Source organism: Streptomyces sp. NPDC033966, assembly GCF_055575955.1.
In genome coordinates this window covers 105,677-123,781 of sequence record NZ_JBVIRQ010000006.1, presented here as the reverse complement: position 1 = coordinate 123,781, position 18,105 = coordinate 105,677, and the positions used below count along the sequence as shown (strand labels likewise).

General features: G+C 73.0%; 14 protein-coding genes. 5 read left to right on the top strand and 9 right to left on the bottom strand.

The window, feature by feature from the left end; genetic code table 11:
- Positions 1-41 precede the first annotated feature (41 nt).
- Complete coding sequence (locus tag ACZ518_RS18760; RefSeq protein ID WP_469114109.1) at positions 42-1,601, bottom strand: MFS transporter; 1,560 nt, start codon at positions 1,599-1,601, stop codon at positions 42-44.
- Between the two features lie 52 nt (positions 1,602-1,653).
- Between ACZ518_RS18760 and dusB the strand changes: the two genes are divergently transcribed.
- From dusB to ACZ518_RS18745, 3 genes are all read left to right on the top strand, one after another.
- Positions 1,654-2,796, top strand: a complete 1,143-nt coding sequence (dusB, locus tag ACZ518_RS18755) for a tRNA dihydrouridine synthase DusB (protein WP_469114108.1) — start codon at positions 1,654-1,656, stop codon at positions 2,794-2,796.
- 366 nt (positions 2,797-3,162) lie between these two features.
- Positions 3,163-5,871, top strand: coding sequence for a pyruvate, phosphate dikinase (gene ppdK, locus ACZ518_RS18750; RefSeq protein WP_469114107.1), 2,709 nt, complete (start codon positions 3,163-3,165; stop codon positions 5,869-5,871).
- Between the two features lie 463 nt (positions 5,872-6,334).
- The gene (locus ACZ518_RS18745) at positions 6,335-7,363 is read left to right on the top strand and encodes an ArsR/SmtB family transcription factor (protein ID WP_469114106.1); all 1,029 of its coding nucleotides are present in this window, start codon (positions 6,335-6,337) and stop codon (positions 7,361-7,363) included.
- An 82-nt stretch (positions 7,364-7,445) separates the two neighbouring features.
- On the opposite strand, the gene ACZ518_RS18740 is transcribed toward ACZ518_RS18745, so the two are convergent.
- Positions 7,446-8,606, bottom strand: a complete 1,161-nt coding sequence (locus ACZ518_RS18740) for an alkaline phosphatase PhoX (RefSeq protein ID WP_469114105.1) — start codon at positions 8,604-8,606, stop codon at positions 7,446-7,448.
- A gap of 313 nt (positions 8,607-8,919) precedes the next feature.
- Between ACZ518_RS18740 and ACZ518_RS18735 the strand changes: the two genes are divergently transcribed.
- Positions 8,920-9,324, top strand: coding sequence for a VOC family protein (locus ACZ518_RS18735; protein WP_469114104.1), 405 nt, complete (start codon positions 8,920-8,922; stop codon positions 9,322-9,324).
- A gap of 4 nt (positions 9,325-9,328) precedes the next feature.
- Here ACZ518_RS18735 and nirD read toward each other — a convergent pair whose 3' ends face one another.
- From nirD to ACZ518_RS18720, 3 genes are read right to left on the bottom strand one after another with little or no spacing between them, the layout of a single operon-like run.
- The gene (gene nirD / locus ACZ518_RS18730) at positions 9,329-9,661 is read right to left on the bottom strand and encodes a nitrite reductase small subunit NirD (protein WP_469114103.1); all 333 of its coding nucleotides are present in this window, start codon (positions 9,659-9,661) and stop codon (positions 9,329-9,331) included.
- On the bottom strand, positions 9,658-12,189 hold the full coding sequence (gene nirB / locus ACZ518_RS18725; protein WP_469114102.1) for a nitrite reductase large subunit NirB: 2,532 nt from the start codon (positions 12,187-12,189) through the stop codon (positions 9,658-9,660). The genes nirD and nirB overlap by 4 nt, the downstream gene beginning before the upstream one ends.
- The gene (locus ACZ518_RS18720) at positions 12,189-13,445 is read right to left on the bottom strand and encodes an NAD(P)/FAD-dependent oxidoreductase (RefSeq protein WP_469114101.1); all 1,257 of its coding nucleotides are present in this window, start codon (positions 13,443-13,445) and stop codon (positions 12,189-12,191) included. The genes nirB and ACZ518_RS18720 overlap by 1 nt, the downstream gene beginning before the upstream one ends.
- A gap of 238 nt (positions 13,446-13,683) precedes the next feature.
- On the opposite strand from ACZ518_RS18720, the gene ACZ518_RS18715 reads away from it, so the two are divergent.
- Entirely contained in the window at positions 13,684-14,463 is a 780-nt protein-coding gene (locus ACZ518_RS18715) for a sulfite exporter TauE/SafE family protein (RefSeq protein ID WP_469114100.1), read from the top strand.
- 4 nt (positions 14,464-14,467) lie between these two features.
- Here the strand turns inward: ACZ518_RS18715 and ACZ518_RS18710 are convergent, their stop codons facing one another.
- From ACZ518_RS18710 to ACZ518_RS18695, 4 genes are all read right to left on the bottom strand, one after another.
- Positions 14,468-15,166 (bottom strand): class F sortase, encoded by a 699-nt coding sequence (locus tag ACZ518_RS18710; protein ID WP_469114099.1) that lies wholly within the window; start codon positions 15,164-15,166, stop codon positions 14,468-14,470.
- A gap of 130 nt (positions 15,167-15,296) precedes the next feature.
- A complete protein-coding gene (locus tag ACZ518_RS18705; RefSeq protein WP_469114098.1) occupies positions 15,297-15,839 on the bottom strand; it encodes a hypothetical protein in 543 nt (180 codons plus the stop codon).
- A gap of 166 nt (positions 15,840-16,005) precedes the next feature.
- Entirely contained in the window at positions 16,006-17,313 is a 1,308-nt protein-coding gene (locus tag ACZ518_RS18700) for an ATP-binding protein (RefSeq protein ID WP_469114097.1), read from the bottom strand.
- Positions 17,310-17,978: a hypothetical protein gene (locus tag ACZ518_RS18695; protein ID WP_469114096.1), complete on the bottom strand. Its 669-nt coding sequence runs from the start codon at positions 17,976-17,978 to the stop codon at positions 17,310-17,312. The genes ACZ518_RS18700 and ACZ518_RS18695 overlap by 4 nt, the downstream gene beginning before the upstream one ends.
- Positions 17,979-18,105 lie beyond the last annotated feature (127 nt).

Below are 18,105 nucleotides of genomic sequence, written 5' to 3'. Positions count from 1 at the left end.
AGGAGGTCCGGCCGCACGGGGGGCGCGCTCGTCGCGGGAGGTCAGCCCGCCGGGGCCGGCCCCGCGGCCGGGGGCAGCCCGCCGTCCATCCGGGGGCCGGGACCGGGACCGGACGCCTGCCCCGGCGGGGGACCGGAGGCCTGCCCCGGCGGGGGACCGGAGGGGGCGGCGGCGGACGGTTCGAGGGACCGCGCCGTGCGCAGGGCGGTGGCGTGGGCCCACGGGCCGGTGGTGACCGCCCCCACCACGAGGACCACGAACGCGCAGCCGGTGATGATCCACCAGGCCGGCCGGGTCGCCGTCGCGAAGTCCGCACCGCCCGCCGTGCCCGCCGCCAGCACCGCCCCGATCACGGCAACGCCCAGCGCCCCGCCGGTCTGCCGGCTGGTGGAGGCCACCGCGGCCGCCACCCCCGCCTGGGCGCGCGGCATCCCGGACACCGCCGTATTGGTGATCGGCGCGTTGACCAGGCCGAAGCCGATGCCGAAGAGCACGTACCCGGTGAACATCAACGGCGTGGAGGTCTCCGCCGAGAACGCCGCGAACAGCAGCCCGCTCGCCCCCATGGCCACCCCCGAGATCAGCAGTGACGGCCGCGGCCCGTGGCTGGCGACCAGCCGCCCCGACACCGGCGCGCACAGGAAGGCGAACGCGGCCATCGGCAGCATGTGCAGCCCGGCGTCCAGGGCGTCCAGCCCCCGTACCTCCTGGAGGTAGAGGGTGGTCAGGAAGAGGAAGCCGGAGAGCGAGGCGAAGGTGCTCACCGCGATCACGGTCGCCCCGCTGAAGGGGGCGCTGCGGAAGAACCGGGGGTCGATCAGCGGGTCCGCCCGCCGCGATTCGTAGTACAGGAGCCCGGCCAGCGCGGCCGCCGAGCCCAGCGCGCACCCGAGGATCGGCGGCGAGCTCCAGCCCTCGGCCGGGGCCTCGATGATCGCGTACGTCACTCCGCCGAGCAGCGCCATCACCAGCAGCTGGCCCACCGGGTCCGGCCGGCGCGGGCGCTCGGACCGGGACTCGGGGACGTGCCGCAGGGTCAGCACGAGGGCGAGCAGTCCCACGGGCACGTTGACCCAGAAGATGGACCGCCAGCCCACCGAGTCCACCAGCAGCCCGCCGACCAGCGGCCCGGCGGCCATCGAGATGCCGACGACCGCGCCCCAGACGCCGATGGCGCGGGCGCGCTCCTTCGGGTCGGTGAAGGTGTTGGTGATGATCGACATGGCGACCGGGTTGAGCATCGCCCCGCCGACGGCCTGGAGCATCCGGAAGGCGATCAGCCATTCCAGGCCGGGCGCCAGCGAGCACAGCACCGACCCCGCCGTGAAGAGCACCAGCCCCCAGGCGAACACCCTGCGGCGCCCGATCCGGTCCGCCGTGGACCCGGCCAGTATCAGCAGCGAGGCGATGACCAGGGTGTAGGCGTCGATGGTCCACTGCATCCCCGAGACCGAGGCGTGGAACTCGCGGCGCATCGCGGGCAGCGCCACGTTCAGGACGGTGTTGTCCAGGCTGACGATCAGCAGGCTCATGCAGCAGATCGCCAGCACCAGCAGGCGGCGCCTGCGGCTCATGTGATCCACGCCACTCGTGTGATGCATACCGCCGATAGTACGGCTAACTAACGAACGCCGCGTGGGCGAGAATGGAGGGATGAGCACGCTCCCCCCGCCCCTCGCGATCGGCCCGCACACCGTGCAGCCCCCCGTGGTGCTCGCGCCCATGGCCGGCATCACCAACGCCCCGTTCCGTACGCTCTGCCGCGAGTTCTCGGGCGGCAAGGGGCTGTTCGTGAGCGAGATGATCACGACACGCGCCCTGGTCGAGCGCAACGAGAAGACCATGCAGCTGATCCACTTCGACGCGACGGAAAAACCGCGCTCGATTCAGCTGTACGGGGTGGACCCCGTGACCGTCGGCAAGGCCGTCCGCATGATCGTCGAAGAGGACCGCGCCGACCACATCGACCTCAACTTCGGCTGCCCGGTCCCCAAGGTCACCCGCAAGGGCGGCGGCTCGGCCCTCCCCTACAAGCGCAACCTGCTGCGCGCCATCCTGCGCGAGGCCGTCGCAGGCGCCGGCGACCTGCCGGTGACGATGAAGATGCGCAAGGGCATCGACGACGACCACCTCACCTACCTCGACGCCGGCCGGATCGCGGTCGAGGAGGGGGTCACCGCCATCGCCCTGCACGGCCGCACCACCGCCCAGCACTACGGCGGCACCGCCGACTGGGAGGCCATCGCCCGGCTCAAGGAGCACGTCCCGGAGATCCCCGTGCTCGGCAACGGGGACATCTGGTGCGCCGAGGACGCGCTGCGCATGGTCCGCGAGACCGGCTGCGACGGCGTGGTGGTCGGACGCGGCTGCCTGGGGCGGCCGTGGCTGTTCAACGACCTCGTCGCCGCCTTCGAGGGCCGCCCCGAGGACTTCCACAAGCCGAACCTGCGGGAGGTCGCGGGCACGATGCTGCGGCACGCGCAGCTGCTGGGGGAGTGGATCGGCGACGAGGCGCGCGGTGTGATCGATTTCCGTAAGCACGTCGCCTGGTACCTCAAGGGTTTCGCCGTCGGTTCCGAGATGCGGGGCAAGCTCGCCGTCACCTCCTCCCTGGCCGAGCTGGACGCTCATCTGAGCGAGCTGGACCTGGACCAGCCCTGGCCCGACGGGGCGGACGGCCCTCGGGGCAGGACGTCCGGAAACAACCGAGTTGTCCTGCCGGACGGCTGGCTGAAGGATCCCTACGACTGCGCCGGGGTCAGTGAGGACGCCGAGCTGGACACGTCCGGAGGCTGAGAAATCGCCCTCCGTGCCGCGTGATATACGCCACGCATGGGTGAGGTTTCGCTCAGATGAGCGCGTAAGTCACGGGTAAGACTTTCAAAGGGTGGCACTGGGTGCCACCCTTTGTGCGTTCAAGAGTTGAACGCAAATGTATCGATGATCGCTCATCCGAGCGGGATCAAGCCTCAATGAGCCCTTCACGCTTCGGGACCTGAAGGCTCTTCGTATGTTCGCATTACCGACCGGTTACTTTCGATCCACTGGCGCATGGGTGGTTACGCCCTCATGACGGCCAAGTGGACGTACCGCGAAGCCTTCGATCTGGGTATGTTCCTGGCCGTCAGGGCAGCCACCCGAGTCCTCGAGGAGTCGAGACCCGTGTCGGAAAACAAAGATCAGAAGCTCGTCTACGACTTCACCGAGGGCAACCGGGACCTCAAGGACCTTCTCGGCGGCAAGGGGGCCAACCTCGCCGAGATGACCAACCTCGGTCTTCCCGTCCCTCCCGGCTTCACCATCACCACCGAGGCCTGCAAGGTCTACCTCGAGAGCGGATCGGCGCCGGCCGAGCTCCGCGACGAGGTCAGCGCGCACCTCGCCGCCCTCGAGGCGAAGATGGGCAAGAAGCTCGGCCAGTCGGACGACCCGCTGCTGGTCTCCGTCCGCTCCGGAGCCAAGTTCTCCATGCCGGGCATGATGGACACGGTCCTCAACATCGGCCTTTCCGACGAGTCCGTCGTCGGCCTCGCCGCCCAGGCCGGCAACGAGCGCTTCGCGTGGGACTCGTACCGCCGCCTCATCCAGATGTTCGGCAAGACCGTCCTCGGCGTCGAGGGCGAGCTCTTCGAGGACGCCCTCGACGAGGCCAAGGCCGCCAAGAAGGTCACCGTCGACACCGACCTCGACGCCGCCGACCTCAAGAAGCTGGTCAAGGTCTTCAAGAAGATCGTCGCCAAGGAGGCCGGCCGGGAGTTCCCGCAGGACGCCCGCGAGCAGCTCGACCTCGCCGTCGAGGCCGTCTTCAACTCCTGGAACACCGACCGCGCCAAGCTCTACCGCCGCCAGGAGCGCATCCCCGGCGACCTGGGCACCGCGGTCAACGTCTGCTCCATGGTCTTCGGCAACCTCGGCCCCGACTCGGGCACCGGCGTCGCCTTCACCCGCGACCCCGCCAGCGGCCACGCCGGCGTCTACGGCGACTACCTGCAGAACGCCCAGGGCGAGGACGTCGTCGCCGGCATCCGCAACACGGTCCCGCTCGCGGACCTGGAGGCCATCGACAAGGCCTCGTACGACCAGCTCATGACGATCATGACGACGCTGGAGAACCACTACAAGGATCTCTGCGACATCGAGTTCACCATCGAGCGCGGCCAGCTGTGGATGCTCCAGACCCGTGTGGGCAAGCGCACCGCCGGCGCCGCCTTCCGCATCGCCACCCAGCTCGTCGACCAGGGCCTGATCTCCGAGGCCGAGGCCCTGCAGCGCGTCACGGGCCACCAGCTGGCCCAGCTGATGTTCCCGCGCTTCGACGAGGACGCCAAGACCGAGCTGCTCGGCCGCGGCATCGCCGCCTCCCCGGGCGCGGCGGTCGGCAAGGCCGTCTTCGACTCGTACACGGCCGTCAAGTGGTCCCGCTCCGGCGAGAAGGTCATCCTGATCCGCCGCGAGACCAACCCGGACGACCTCGACGGCATGATCGCCTCCGAGGGCATCCTGACCTCGCGCGGCGGCAAGACCTCGCACGCCGCCGTCGTCGCCCGCGGCATGGGCAAGACCTGCGTCTGCGGCGCCGAGGAGCTCGACGTCGACACCAAGCGCCGCCGGATGACGGTCGGCGAGACGGTCATCGAAGAGGGCGACGTCGTCTCCATCGACGGCTCCACCGGCAAGGTGTACCTCGGCGAGGTACCCGTCGTACCGTCCCCGGTCGTCGAGTACTTCGAGGGCCGCATGCACGCCGGCGCCGACGACGCCGACGAGCTGGTCGCCGCCGTGCACCGGATCATGGCGTACGCGGACCGCGTCCGCCGCCTGCGGGTGCGCGCCAACGCCGACAACGCCGAGGACGCGCTGCGCGCCCGCCGCTTCGGCGCCCAGGGCATCGGCCTGTGCCGCACCGAGCACATGTTCCTCGGCGAGCGCCGCGAGATGGTCGAGCGCCTGATCCTCGCGGACACCGACGGCGAGCGCGAGGAGGCACTCAGTGCCCTCCTGCCGCTGCAGAAGCAGGACTTCATCGAGCTGTTCGAGGCGATGGACGGGCTGCCCGTCACCGTGCGCCTGCTCGACCCGCCGCTGCACGAGTTCCTGCCCGACATCACCGAGCTGTCGGTGCGCGTCGCCCTCGCGGAGTCCCGCAAGGACGCCAACGAGAACGACCTGCGCCTGCTCCAGGCCGTGCACAAGCTGCACGAGCAGAACCCGATGCTGGGTCTGCGCGGTGTCCGCCTCGGCCTGGTCATCCCCGGCCTGTTCGCCATGCAGGTCCGGGCGATCGCCGAGGCCGCCGCCGAGCGCAAGAACGCCAAGGGCGACCCGCGCGCCGAGATCATGGTCCCGCTGGTCGGCACCGTCCAGGAGCTGGAGATCGTCCGCGAGGAGGCCGACGCGATCATCGCCGAGGTCGAGGCCGCCACCGGCACCAGCCTCAAGCTCTCCATCGGCACGATGATCGAGCTGCCGCGCGCCGCGCTGACCGCCGCCCAGATCGCCGAGGCCGCGCAGTTCTTCTCCTTCGGCACGAACGACCTGACCCAGACGGTGTGGGGCTTCTCCCGCGACGACGTCGAGGCCAGCTTCTTCACGGCCTACCTGGAGAAGGGCATCTTCGGGGTCTCGCCCTTCGAGACCATCGACAAGGACGGCGTCGGCTCCCTCGTGCGCCACGCGGTCGAGCAGGGCCGGGCCACCCGCCCCGACCTCAAGCTCGGCGTCTGCGGCGAGCACGGCGGCGACCCGGAGTCGGTGCACTTCTTCCACGAGGTCGGCCTCGACTACGTCTCCTGCTCGCCGTTCCGGATCCCGGTGGCGCGCCTGGAGGCCGGCCGCGCCGCCGCCGAGGCCAAGGGCTCCGACAGCCGCTGAGACCCTCCAGGGGCCCTTCGGGGCCCCCGCCGGGCCCGTGAGGCCCCCCAGGGCTCCGTGAGCCCCCCTGACTGCGCCCTCCCCCCGGTTCCCTGACTGCCGGGGGGCGGGCGCAACCCATTTCGGGGGGCCGTCGACGAGACGCCGCATATCGCAAAATTTTCAACAATGTCATTACAGCGCCAGGCGGTGGACGGATCCCCACCCGTCCACCGCCTGCCGCCTATCTGCCAGGCACGTCGGCGCTTCCCGGTGCGACCGACCGCCAGGCCCCGCAAAGCCCCCCACGGCCTTCACGGAGCGTTTCGGTCGCACCGGAGTGTGCCTGGCGGAGTACAGGATTTCGCTTGTCACGCCTCTGCCGAAAGGGGTTTCAACTGTGGCCGAAAGGGCGTGGTGACCACGTGTGACGGCATGCATACTCGTGGGGCGGGGGGATTGCGGTTGCACAGGTGGGGGTTCGGTGCTTCGTATCCATTTCACTGGAGTGGACCTGGCACGCGTACGGATGGCAGGGCGTCCCGATGCGTTGTGGGAAACGATTCTTAGTTTTCATCGCTTAAGAGACCGGCGTGACGCCCGGTTCTTCGGCGAATGGCGTACGGAAACCCGGAGCCGGTTGAATGGTGAAACAAGGCTGCTGGGTGCGCTCATACCGGCTCGCGGCTATTTCCCCGATTTCCTGACCCCGGCCGAGGGCCAGTACGGGTGGGACCTCGGGCTCGACGCGCTGCGCGGGCTGCGCCCCGAGCGGCTGCGCCGGGAGCTGTCCCTCGTGGGCGCCGGCGCCGGGACGGGCTTCGGAGCGGCCTTCGGGACCCCGCCGCCGACCCGGCTGCGGGAGTTCATGGACGGCGGCACCAAGCACCTGCCCCGGCTGCTGGGCGAGCTGCGCGCGTACCACCGGGCGGCCGTGGAGCCGTACTGGAGCCACATCCAGGCCCAGATAGAGGCCGAGCGGGCGGCGCGTGGCCGCGCGCTCCTCGACGGGGGCGCGGACGAGCTGCTCGCCTCGCTGCCGCCGATGCTGCGCTGGCGGGCGCCGGTGCTGGAGTGCGAGTACCCGGTGGACCGGGACGTACGGCTGCGCGGGCGCGGGCTGCTGCTCCAGCCGTCCTTCTTCTGCCGCCGGACGGCCGTGACACTGCACGACCCGGAGCTGCCGCCCGTGCTGGTCTACCCGGCCGCCGCCCAGCTGGCCTCGGCGGCGGCGAGCGGGGAGGGCGCCCGGCCGGCCGAGGAGCAGCGCCAGCGCACCCTGGGCAAGCTGGTGGGCCACACCCGGTCGGTGGTGCTGCGGGCCATCGGCGACGGGGCCACCACCAGCGAACTGGCCCGCCGGGCCGGGGTCTCCCTGGCCTCGGCGAGCCAGCACGCCTGCGTGATGCGCGAGGCGGGCCTGGTGACCACCCTGCGCCACGGCAACGCGGTCCTGCACACGGTGACCCCGCTCGGAGCGGCCCTGCTCAAGGGCGGCGCGGTGGTCTCCTGAAGGATCGGTTCTCCGGATGCGCCGGAGCCCGGCGGGGGAGGCGAGGCCCTCCCCGCCGGGCCGGGTGTCCGGGGCGCGCGCGTCAGACGCGGAACGGCCCGGTCACCTCGTAGGTGATGCCGCCGGTCGAGGAGCCGCTCGTACCCCGCTGGCTGCTGAAGTACAGCCGGCCGCCGTCGGGGGAGAAGGCGGGGCCGGTGATCTCCGACGAGGACTGGCCGGTGATCCGCAGGAAGGGCGCCACCACGTCGTCCGGGGTGATCACGCAGATCTCCATGTTGCCGCCGTCCTCGGCGACGTACAGGTCCCCGTACGTCGACCCGGTGACGTTGTCGACGCCGGTGAGCGGCGCCGCGCCGCCGGGGACGAGGGAGTCGTCGTAGGCCAGCTCGTAGGTGCTGCTCGCCAGGTTGAGCTGCCAGACCCGGTTGTCGCCCTTGGTCGTGAACCACACGGTGTCGCTCGCGTAGTGGCAGCCCTCGCCGCCGTTGAAGTGCTTGGCGCCGGACACCTGGGTGCGGGTCGTGGTCGGGGAGCCGTCGGGGTCCGGCACGTTCTGCCAGCTGAAGGAGCCGGAGGTGCCGCTGCCGGCGACCATGACCTGGAGGGTGCCGGAGGAGAGGCTCCCCCAGGTGGTGGGCACGAACCGGTAGAAGCAGCCGTTCGTCTCGTCCTCGGTCAGGTAGACCACCTGGCGCACCGGGTCGGCCGCGGCCGCCTCGTGTTTGAAGCGGCCCATCGCGGGCCGCTGCACGGCCGCGTTGACCCCGTACGGGTCGGTCTCGTAGACGTAGCCGAGGCTGACCTCCTCGCACGACAGCCAGGTGTTCCACGGGGTCTTGCCGCCCGCGCAGTTCTGCCGGGTGTTCGACAGGATCCGGTACGCCCCGGTGACCGTGCCCGAGGAGTTGAACTTCACCGCGCTCGCGCCGCCGCCCGGGTTGATCTCCGAGTTCGACACGTAGATCCAGCCGCTGCCGTCCGCGAAGCACGCGCCGCCGTCGGGGGCGCTGTGCCAGGTGTAGGAGGTGCCGCTCACCGTCTGCGAGGAGCGGGCGATGACCCTGCTGCTGAACCCGGACGGGAGCATGATCCCGTTGGCGTCCGCCGCGCCGAGGGCCCCGTAGGGCCCGGCGCCCGGCTGGGCGGGGGCGGCGTACGCGGCCCCGTGGCTGAGGGATCCGGCGAAGGCGGCGGCGGAGGTGCCGATCACGGCACCGCGCAGGAAGGTACGACGTTCCACGGTCACTCCTGTGGGAGGAGGGCCCCCGGGCCCGGTCGGGCGCGGGTCGCATGCGTCGAGGAACCTAGGGGCGCAGCATGGACGGGGCGCCAACTCCCCATGACGCGGGGGCGACCGGCACACGGGCAGTCGCCCCGGCCCGCCGGGCCGCCGGACGCCGCCGTTCCAACGCCTCTGACCTGGGGAAACGAAAGAGCTGAAAAAACTTCGCCGGACAGCGATGAGTTCTGCCGGTGCCCCGGGTCTACCCCTTCGACAACGCACCGCGTACCGCGCACCACGCATCACGCCGCACCAGAGAAGAGGAACCGAGATGGCTCAGATGATCTTCGTCAACCTGCCGGTGAAGGACCTGGACGCCGCGAAGGCCTTCTGGGAGAAGCTCGGCTACTCCTTCAACCCGCAGTTCACCGACTCGACCGCCGCCTGCATGGTCGTCAGCGACAGCATCTTCGCGATGCTGCTGACCGAGGAGAAGTTCAAGGAGTTCGCCACCAAGCCGGTGGCCGACGCCTCGAAGACCACCGAGGTCATGGTCGCGCTCAGCGCCGACAGCCGGGAGAAGGTCGACGAGGTCGTCGACGCCGCCCTCGCGGCCGGCGCCGTCGAGCCCCGCCCCGCCATGGACCTCGGCTTCATGTACGGCCGCGCCTTCGAGGACCTGGACCACCACGTGTGGGAGTTCGTCTGGATGGACCCGGCCGCGGTCCAGGGCTGATGTCCTACGGGGCGGTGGCGGTCCGCACCCGGTACGTCCGGACCGCCACCTCCTCGTCGTCCAGGCAGCGCCCCGACTCCAGGTCGAAGCGCTGCTTCAGCAGCGGCGAGGCCACGAAGGGCCGCCCCTCCGCACGCCCCACCAGCCCGCGCGACAGGACGTGCGCGCCGGTGAAGGGGTCCTGGTTGCCGATGGCGTACGGGCGCCCCGCCCGGTCGAGGAAGACCGCCGCCTGGCTCCCGTCGGGCAGCAGGGCCGCGACCCCGCGCCCCGGGGTGAGCGCCGACAGCGGGCACACCGTCAGCCAGCCTTCGGCCACCTTCAGTTCGACGGTCATCGGGCCGGTCCTCCAATGGTCAGGACGGCCAGGTCGGGCTTGACCTGGTCGCGCTCGGGAACGAACTTCACGGTCGGGTCGGGCGTGCCGGGCGCGTTGACGAAGGACACGAACCGGCGCAGCCGCTCCGGGTCCGACAGGGTCTCGGCCCACTCGTCGCGGTAGTGCGCCACGTGGTCGGCCATCAGGGCCTCCAGCTCCGCGCACAGCCCCAGCGAGTCGTGCACCACCACGTCCCGCAGGTGGTCCAGGCCGCCCTCCAGCCGGTCCAGCCAGGTGGACGTCCGCTCCAGCCGGTCGGCGGTGCGGATGTAGAACATCAGGAACCGGTCGATGAGCCGCACCAGCTCGGCGTCCGACAGGTCCTGCGCCAGCAGGTCCGCGTGGCGCGGGGTGGCCCCGCCGTTCCCGCCGACGTACAGGTTCCAGCCGCTCGCCGTCGCGATCACCCCGAAGTCCTTGCTCTGCGCCTCCGCGCACTCGCGGGCGCAGCCGGACACCGCCGACTTCAGCTTGTGCGGGGCGCGCAGCCCCCGGTAGCGCAGCTCCAGGTCGATGGCCATCCGTACGCTGTCCTGCACCCCGTAGCGGCACCAGGTCTGCCCCACGCAGGACTTCACCGTCCGCAGGGCCTTGCCGTACGCGTGCCCGGACTCGAAACCGGCGTCGACCAGCCGCGCCCAGATCCGCGGGAGCTGGTCCACGCTCGCGCCGAACAGGTCGATGCGCTGACCGCCCGTGATCTTCGTGTAGAGGCCGAAGTCGCGGGCCACCTCCCCGATCACGATCAGCTTGTCGGGGGTGATCTCACCGCCCGGGATGCGCGGGACGACCGAGTACGAGCCGTTGCGCTGGAGGTTGGCGAGGAAGTGGTCGTTGGTGTCCTGGAGGGCGGCCTGCTCCCCGTCCAGTACGTAGCCGCTCGCGCCCAGGGTCGGTGCGAGGGAGGCGATGATCGAGCCGACGGCGGGCTTGCAGACCTCGCAGCCGTCGCCGCCGCGCGCCCCGTCGCGGCCGTGGCCGTCCAGGATCTCCCGGTACGAGGTCAGGCGCCGGGTGCGGACGATCTCGTACAGCTCGGCCCGGGTGTACGGGAAGCAGCCGCACAGCCCCTTGTCGGCGGCCGCCGGCAGCAGCTGCCCGATCACCTTCAGGCAGCTTCCGCAGCCGGTGCCGGCCTTGGTGCACTTCTTGACCTCGGGCAGGGTGGCGCAGGCGGTGATGGCCTTCTTGGTGACGTTGTGGCAGGAGCAGATCACCGCCGTGTCCGGCAGCGCGGACGGGCCGAGCGCGACGGGCGCGCCGACACCCGCGGGCAGCACCAGCTGCTCGGGGGCGACCGGCGGGACGCTGCCGGTCAGCGGGCGCAGCAGCCCGTACGAGTCGGCGTCGCCGACCAGCACGCCGCCGAGGAGCACCCCGTCGGCGGAGACGACAAGCTTCTTGTAGACGCCGGAGCGGGAGTCCGACCAGACCACGTCCAGGCTGCCCTCGGCGGTGCCGTGCGCGTCGCCGAAGGAGGCCACGTCCACGCCGAGCAGCTTGAGCTTGGTGGAGAGGTCGGCGCCGGTGAACTCCTTCTCCCGGCCGAGGAGGTCCTCGGCGGCGGTCTCGGCCATCTCGTAGCCGGGCGCGACCAGCCCGTAGACGCGGCCGTCGACGGCCTGCGCGCACTCGCCGATGGCGTACACGTGCGGGTCGGACGTGCGGCAGCGGGCGTCGACGGTGATGCCGCCGCGCTCGCCGACGGCCAGGCCGGCCGCGCGGGCCAGCTGGTCGCGGGGACGGACCCCGGCCGAGAAGACCACCAGCTCGGTCTCGACGCTGGAGCCGTCGGAGAGGGTCATCCCGCAGACCGAGCCGTCCTCGCCGGTCAGCACCTCCTGCGTGCCGACGCCTGTGTGCACCGTCAGGCCCATGGACTCGATGGTGCGCAGCAGGGCCGCGCCGCCTCCCTCGTCCACCTGGACGGGCATCAGACGGGGCGCGAACTCCACGACGCGGGTGGCGAGCCCGAGCCCCTTGAGGGCGCCCGCGGCCTCCAGCCCGAGCAGGCCGCCGCCGACGACGGCTCCGCTGGACCGGGTCTTGGCGTACTCCTCGATCGCGAGGAGGTCCTCGATGGTGCGGTACACGAAGCAGCCCGGGGCGTCCTTGCCGGGGACGGGCGGCACGAAGGGGTAGCTGCCGGTAGCCAGCACGAGCACGTCGTACGGGATCACCCGCCCGGAGCGGGAGGTGACGGTACGGGCGGCCGTGTCGACGTGCTCGGCGGGGTCGTCGAGGTGCAGCTCGATGCCGTGCTCCGCCATGAACCCGGCCGGGGTCAGGGAGAGGTCCTCGGGGGTGCTTCCGGAGAAGTACGAGGTGAGGTGGACCCGGTCGTAGGCGGGCCGGGGCTCCTCGCACAGCACGGTGATCCGGTGCGTCGCCGTGGCCCCGCGCTCGGCGAGGGCCTCCAGGTAGCGCTGGCCGACCATGCCGTGTCCGATGAGCACGATCGCGGGCAGGGGCTCGGGCACGGTCATCAGTGGCCTCCGTCGTCGGTGAGCAGGTGGAACGGGTCGTGCGGGGCGGTCAGGAACTCGTCGCCCTCCCAGGTGCGGGCGAGGGCCCCCACCGTGGAGAGCTCCCCGAGCAGCACCCCGCCGACGAGCCGGTCGCCGCGCAGGACGACCTTGCGGTAGGTGCGGCGGGTGGCGTCCGCGAGGCGGAGCACGTCGTCGCCGGGGAGCGGGGTGGGGTCGCCGAACGCGGCGAGGTCGAAGGGGCCGGGGCCGCCGGCCGTGGGGAGGGTGAGGCGGGTGAGGGCGCGGGTGCCGGTGTACTCGGCGTCGTTCCCGCGCAGTACCGCCGCGAGGGCGTCGGCCTGCTCCAGCGCGGGTCCCGCCAGTCCGTACACCCGGCCGTCGTGCTCGGCGCAGTCGCCGATGGCGTGGACGCGCGGGTCGCTCGTGCGCAGCCGGCCGTCGACCACGACGCCCTTGCGGACCTCCAGGCCGGCCGCCTGGGCGAGCCCGACGCGGGGGCGGACCCCGCAGGCGAGGACGACGACGTCGGCGTCGAGCCGGTACCCGTCGGCGAGCTCGACCCCAGTCACCTTGCGGTGGGCCGGGGCGGAGGCCCCGCGCGGCGGGGTGCCGGTCGTGGTCAGGCCCCTGACGCGGCACTCGGTGTGGATCTCCACGCCGAGCGCGGTCAGGTGGTCCCGCAGCAGCGCGGAGGCGTCGGCGTCCAGCTGGCGCTCCATCAGGCGCTCCGCCTGCTGGGCGAGGACCACCTGCGCACCCCGCGCGGCCAGCGCACGGGTCGCCGAGACGCCCAGCAGCCCGCCGCCGATCACCACCGCCCGTACGCCCGGGCGCACGGCCGCCGCGAGGGCCAGGCAGTCGTCCATGGTGCGGAACGCGTGCACCCCTTCGGGGAGTTCCCGCCCGTCCGGGGTGAACAGCCCGCGCAGCGGCGGCAGCACCGGGTTCGAGCCGGTGGCCAGCACGAGGGTGCCGTACCGCTCCACCGAGCCGTCGTCGCAGTGCACGGCCCGGTCCGCGCGGTCGATCCGCACCGCCCGGACGCCCCGGCGCAGCGCCGGGCCGGGGGCCGGGAGCGCGGTGACCTCGGGTGCGTACCGGCCCGCCAGCACCTCGGCCAGCAGGACCCGGTTGTAGGGGGCGTGGGTTTCCTCCCCGAGCACGGTCACCGCCGCACCGGGGCCCAGCCGCGCAGCGAGCCGCAGGCCCGCCAGGCCGCCGCCGATCACCACCACACGCTGTTCCGAGGTCATGGCACGAGCGTGCGGGCGGGCTGTTTCCCCGCCGCATCGCCTCTGTTACCCGGACGGAACACCGACCTCAGCGCCTGTGCCGAGGGCCGGTGAGGGCCCTGGCCGGGGCGGCGCAGAGGCGCGGGGAAGGGCGGCGAAGGGCGGCGGAGGGCGGCGGAGGGGCGGCGAAGCTCAACCTTTGCGCAAGTTTCCGGGGATCGATGGTCCCTGCACCGATGCGGTACCTAGGGTCGGGGCCGTGCCTGACATATCAACGACCATGATCATCGTGCTGTGCGCGGCCGCCGCGGCGGCCGGCTGGATCGACGCGGTGGTCGGCGGCGGCGGACTGCTGCTCCTGCCGGCCCTGCTGCTCGGACTGCCGAACGCCCAGCCCGCCGCCGTCCTCGGGACCAACAAGGCGGTGGCCATCGTCGGCACCGCCGGGGCGGCCGCCACCTACGTGCGCAAGACCCCGGTCGACGTGAAGCTCGCCGTCCGCATCGGACTGGCCGCGCTCGCCGGATCGATGGGCGGGGCCGCGCTCGCCGGCGGGATCAGCAAGGACGCCATGCGGCCGCTGATCATGGGGGTCCTGGTGGTGGTCGCCGCCGTGGTCATCTTCAAACCGGGTTTCGGCACCGCCGCCCCCGCCGCCTCACCCGTCTCCCGCGGCCGCGTGCTCCTCACCATCGGCCTCGCCGGCCTGGGCATCGGCTGCTACGACGGCCTCATCGGACCCGGCACCGGCACCTTCCTGGTGCTGGCCCTGACCGCCCTGCTCCACCTCGACCTGGTCACCGCCTCCGCGACCGCCAAGATCGTCAACTGCTGCACCAACGCCGGGGCGCTCGCGATGTTCGCCTACCAGGGGATGGTGTTCTGGCAGCTGGCCGCCCTGATGGCGGTCTTCAACCTGGCCGGCGGCATGGCCGGCGCCCGGTTGGCACTGAAGAAGGGCAGCGGCTTCGTCCGCGGCGTACTGCTCACCGTGGTGGGCGCCCTGGTGGTCAAGCTCGGCCTCGAACAGTGGGGGTAGCGGCTCAGTACGTCCCCGTGAGGTGGGCGAAGACGACCACGTTGCCCTGGTAGCCGGTGCGCGGGGAGAACGCGCCGCCACAGGTGATCACCCGCAGCTCCGCGCGCGGCGAGGGCCCGTACACGCGCCGGTCCGGGAACGCCCCGGCGTCGTACACCTCGACCGCGTGGACGGTGAACACGGCCGTACGCCCGTCCGCGCGGTCGACCTCGACCGCGGCCCCCCGGCGCAGCGCGCCCAGGTGGTAGAAGACGGCCGGGCCGCTGGCGTGGTCGACGTGCCCCGCGATCACCGCGGTGCCCGTCGCACCGGGTGTGGTCCCGTCCCGGTACCAGCCGGCGAGCTCGCGGCGGTCCGGCGGGGGCACTTCGAGGCTGCCGTCGCGGTCCAGGCCCAGCCCGGTCAGCGGGGCGTCCACCCGGATCGACGGGATCCTGATCCGCACGGGCGGGGAGCCGGGGAGCGGGTCGATGCTCCCGGGGTAGAGGAGCTGCGCGCTCAGCGCCTCGGCGGGGGAGGGCAGCGGGGGCCGCACGGTCACGGCCGAGCCGCTGCCGATGAGCCAGACCCCGAGGCAGACGGCCGCCGCGACCAGCCCGGCCCGTGCCGCGAGCGCCCCGGCGGAGACCCTCGCGCGGGCTCCGGGGCGTCCGCTTCCCCGGGGTCGGGGGCGTCCCCGCAGGCCCGGGAAGCCGCCACGCATGCGCCGTACCCCCTCGTCTCGCCGTTCCTGGAGTGGCCGTCGCCCGTCCCCGCGAACGGGGGGACCTCGCGGGGCGGGCGACGGGGGGCGGTACCGGTCGGACCGCGGCCGCAGCCGCGGTGGGCGCCCGTCAGCTCCGCGTGCCGCTCGCCCGGCGACGCAGGAGCCAGGTACCGCCGACGGCGGCCGCGGCCAGCACTGCCGCTCCCGCCGTGATCTTGGCGGGGTCGGTGGCGGTGGTCGTGCCACCACCCACCCCGGTCCGTACGTGGCCCTGCGGGCCGCGTTCGGTGACGACCAGGTCGCCGGTGGCGAACTTGCCGTTCGCGCAGGTGGCGCCGATGCCGTAGGTGCCCGGCCGCAGGCCCTGGCCGATCCGGAACCGGCCCGTGACCACGTCCTCGCGGCTGCCCGGGGCCAGTTCGAAGCGGCCGCCCTCCACCGTGCTGGCATCGCCCTCGGCCCGGCTGCCCCGGCCGCACGCCTTGGTGTGCACGGTGACGGTGGCCCCCGGGGCGGCCGACTTCGGCCAGACCTCCAGCACGGCGAAGTCCCCGGGCGCGAAGGCCGTCATGCCGAGCTCCGCGGCGGCCACCGCCCCGGCGACCGGCCCGGCGAAGGCGACGGCGGTCAGCGCGGTGGCGGTGAGCACGTGGGCGGTGCTGCGGCGCATGGGTACTCCAGGGGACACGGGGTCGTGTTCCGAGGTAAACCCGCACGCCCGCCCACCGCCTGCTGAGCCTGCGTCAGATCCCGCCCCCGGTGCCCAGCCGAACGGTGTCCACGCAGGTCAGGGCCGTGCAGGGGCATCCGTGTGCGCCCACGCCGTCCGGGTGACCTCAGGCCGGCGGCAGGGTCACCACGGCCGCCGCGCCCGCCGGTTCCGGGTTCGACAGGGCCACTTCGGCGCCGATCACCCGGGCCTGCCCGAAGGCGATCGTCAGCCCGAGCCCGGTGCCCTGGCCCCGCTCCGGCGTACCCGTCACGAACCGCCGCGGCCCCTCGCGCAGCAGGGTCCGGGGATAGCCCGGGCCGTCCTGGTCCCGGACGGTCACCGAGGTCCCCGACACCGTCACCGTGACCGGGCCGCTCCCGTGCCGCCGGGCGTTGACCAGCAGGTTCGTCAGGATCCGCTCCGGGCGCCGGGCATCGGTGCGCACCCGCACCCCGCCCGGCCCTCCGGGGGCCCCGCCCGCGCCGACCACCTCCGCCGCGACCCCCGACCGCTCCGTGATCGAGGCCACCAGGGGTCCCAGCGCGTGCGCCTCCAGCCGCGCCTCCTCCCGGTCGGCGTCCAGCCGGGCCACCTCCAGCAGGTCCTCGGTCAGCGTCCGCAGCGCCGCGACCCGGTCCCGCACCAGCTCCGTCGGCCGCCCGGCGGGCAGCAGCTCGGCCGCCGTGTGCAGGCCCGTCAGCGGGGTGCGCAGCTCGTGCGCCACGTCCGCCGTGAACCGCTGCTCCGCCTCCAGCCGCCGCTGGAGGCTGGCGGCCATGGTGTCCACCGCCGAGGACAGCTCGGCCACCTCGTCCCGGGTCCCCGGCGGTCCCGACGGGCCGATCCGGGCGTCCAGATCGCCCGCGCTGATCCGCCGGGCCGTCTCGGCGGCCGTCCGCAGGTCCTTGCTGAGCCGGCTGGCCAGCAGCGCCCCGCCGACCGCCGCCAGTGCCACCACGCCCGTCCCGGAGGCGATCAGCTGCGCGTCCAGTTCCTCCAGCTCGGCCTGCTCCGGCGCGAGGGACTGCCGCACCGTCAGCACGTGCCCGCTGCCCACCGGCCGGGCCGCCCACACCGCCGGGTCCGGGCCGGTCAGGTCGAGGTAGGTGGTGCGGCGGCCGCCCAGGGCAGCTCCGCGCAGCTGCTCCGGGGTGGACGGGCAGTCGATCCGGGCGTCGGCCTCCCCGACCTTGTCGGAGTCGAGCCGTCCGGTGATCTCGTAGATCTGCCGTACGCGGACCAGCTGTTCGACCGCGCTCTTGCGGGCGGAGTCGGACACCTGCCGCACCCGGGCCTCGTGGATCAGCACGCCGATGGTGACGGCGACCAGCGAACAGCCGGCCGCCAGCAGGGCGGCGATCTTCCAGCGCAGGCCGAGGGCGCGCAGCCGGCGCCGGCAGCCGGCGGACGCGGCCGGGAGCCGGGCCCTCACGAGGGGTCCTGGGGCTTGGTGTAGCGGCGCTCGTCGCTGACCACCGTCATCCGGGTGCCGTCCCAGTGGTAGCGGACGACCTGCTCGGAGCCGTCGTCGGGAGCGGTGCGGACCAGCAGGTCCTGGCCGATGGACTCGGCGGCCATCCGCCGTCCGATGGTGAACAGGATGGGGACGATCCCCTTCCCCCGGGCGGCGTACACGGTGAGCGCGGTGCGGCCGGTCTCGGTGTCGGCGGCGACGGCCATTTCCTTCTTCCCGTCCCCGGTCAGGTCGAGGCGGACCGGCGGGCGGATACCTGCCCGGCCCGGGGCGTCGATCATCCCCTTGCCGGTGAGCAGCTTCATCCGCTTGTCCGCCTTCACCACGGCCATCACGTCCACCGAGGCCAGCCCCTCGGGACCCGCCTCGGGGGCGTCCGGCAGGGGCGCGGGCGGCGGCTGGCCGGTGCCGGTGGCCGCTCCGGGCGCGCGGGGGGAGTCCTCGGACCAGGCCGGCCACAGCGCCTCCGGCTGCGGCTGCGGGGACACCGGCGCCACGGGCTCGCCCGGGGCGAGCCCGCCGGGCGCGGCGCAGCCCGCCGAGGCCGACGCGGCGGCGCAGAGCAGGAGGGCGACGGCGGTGGCGGCGCCGGTGCCGCGGGGGCGGTGGGGAGATCGCGTCATCGAGGGAGCCGGGTGGGGTCGGGAAACGGGCGGAATCAGACGATATGGGGCGCCCGTCACAGGAGCCGGGAGATTGTGTAACAGCGGTGCGTACGGTGGGGGCGTGCGGCGAAGAGGGGCCTTTGGG

Bases quoted from the DNA above. Each gene is read 5' to 3' on its own strand.
- ACZ518_RS18760 (WP_469114109.1), bottom strand. From the start codon at position 1,601: ATGCATCACACGAGTGGCGTGGATCACATGAGCCGCAGGCGCCGCCTG.
- dusB (WP_469114108.1), top strand. From the start codon at position 1,654: ATGAGCACGCTCCCCCCGCCCCTCGCGATCGGCCCGCACACCGTGCAG.
- ACZ518_RS18735 (WP_469114104.1), top strand. From the start codon at position 8,920: ATGGCTCAGATGATCTTCGTCAACCTGCCGGTGAAGGACCTGGACGCC.
- nirD (WP_469114103.1), bottom strand. From the start codon at position 9,661: ATGACCGTCGAACTGAAGGTGGCCGAAGGCTGGCTGACGGTGTGCCCG.
- nirB (WP_469114102.1), bottom strand. From the start codon at position 12,189: ATGACCGTGCCCGAGCCCCTGCCCGCGATCGTGCTCATCGGACACGGC.
- ACZ518_RS18720 (WP_469114101.1), bottom strand. From the start codon at position 13,445: ATGACCTCGGAACAGCGTGTGGTGGTGATCGGCGGCGGCCTGGCGGGC.
- ACZ518_RS18710 (WP_469114099.1), bottom strand. From the start codon at position 15,166: ATGCGTGGCGGCTTCCCGGGCCTGCGGGGACGCCCCCGACCCCGGGGA.
- ACZ518_RS18705 (WP_469114098.1), bottom strand. From the start codon at position 15,839: ATGCGCCGCAGCACCGCCCACGTGCTCACCGCCACCGCGCTGACCGCC.
- ACZ518_RS18695 (WP_469114096.1), bottom strand. From the start codon at position 17,978: ATGACGCGATCTCCCCACCGCCCCCGCGGCACCGGCGCCGCCACCGCC.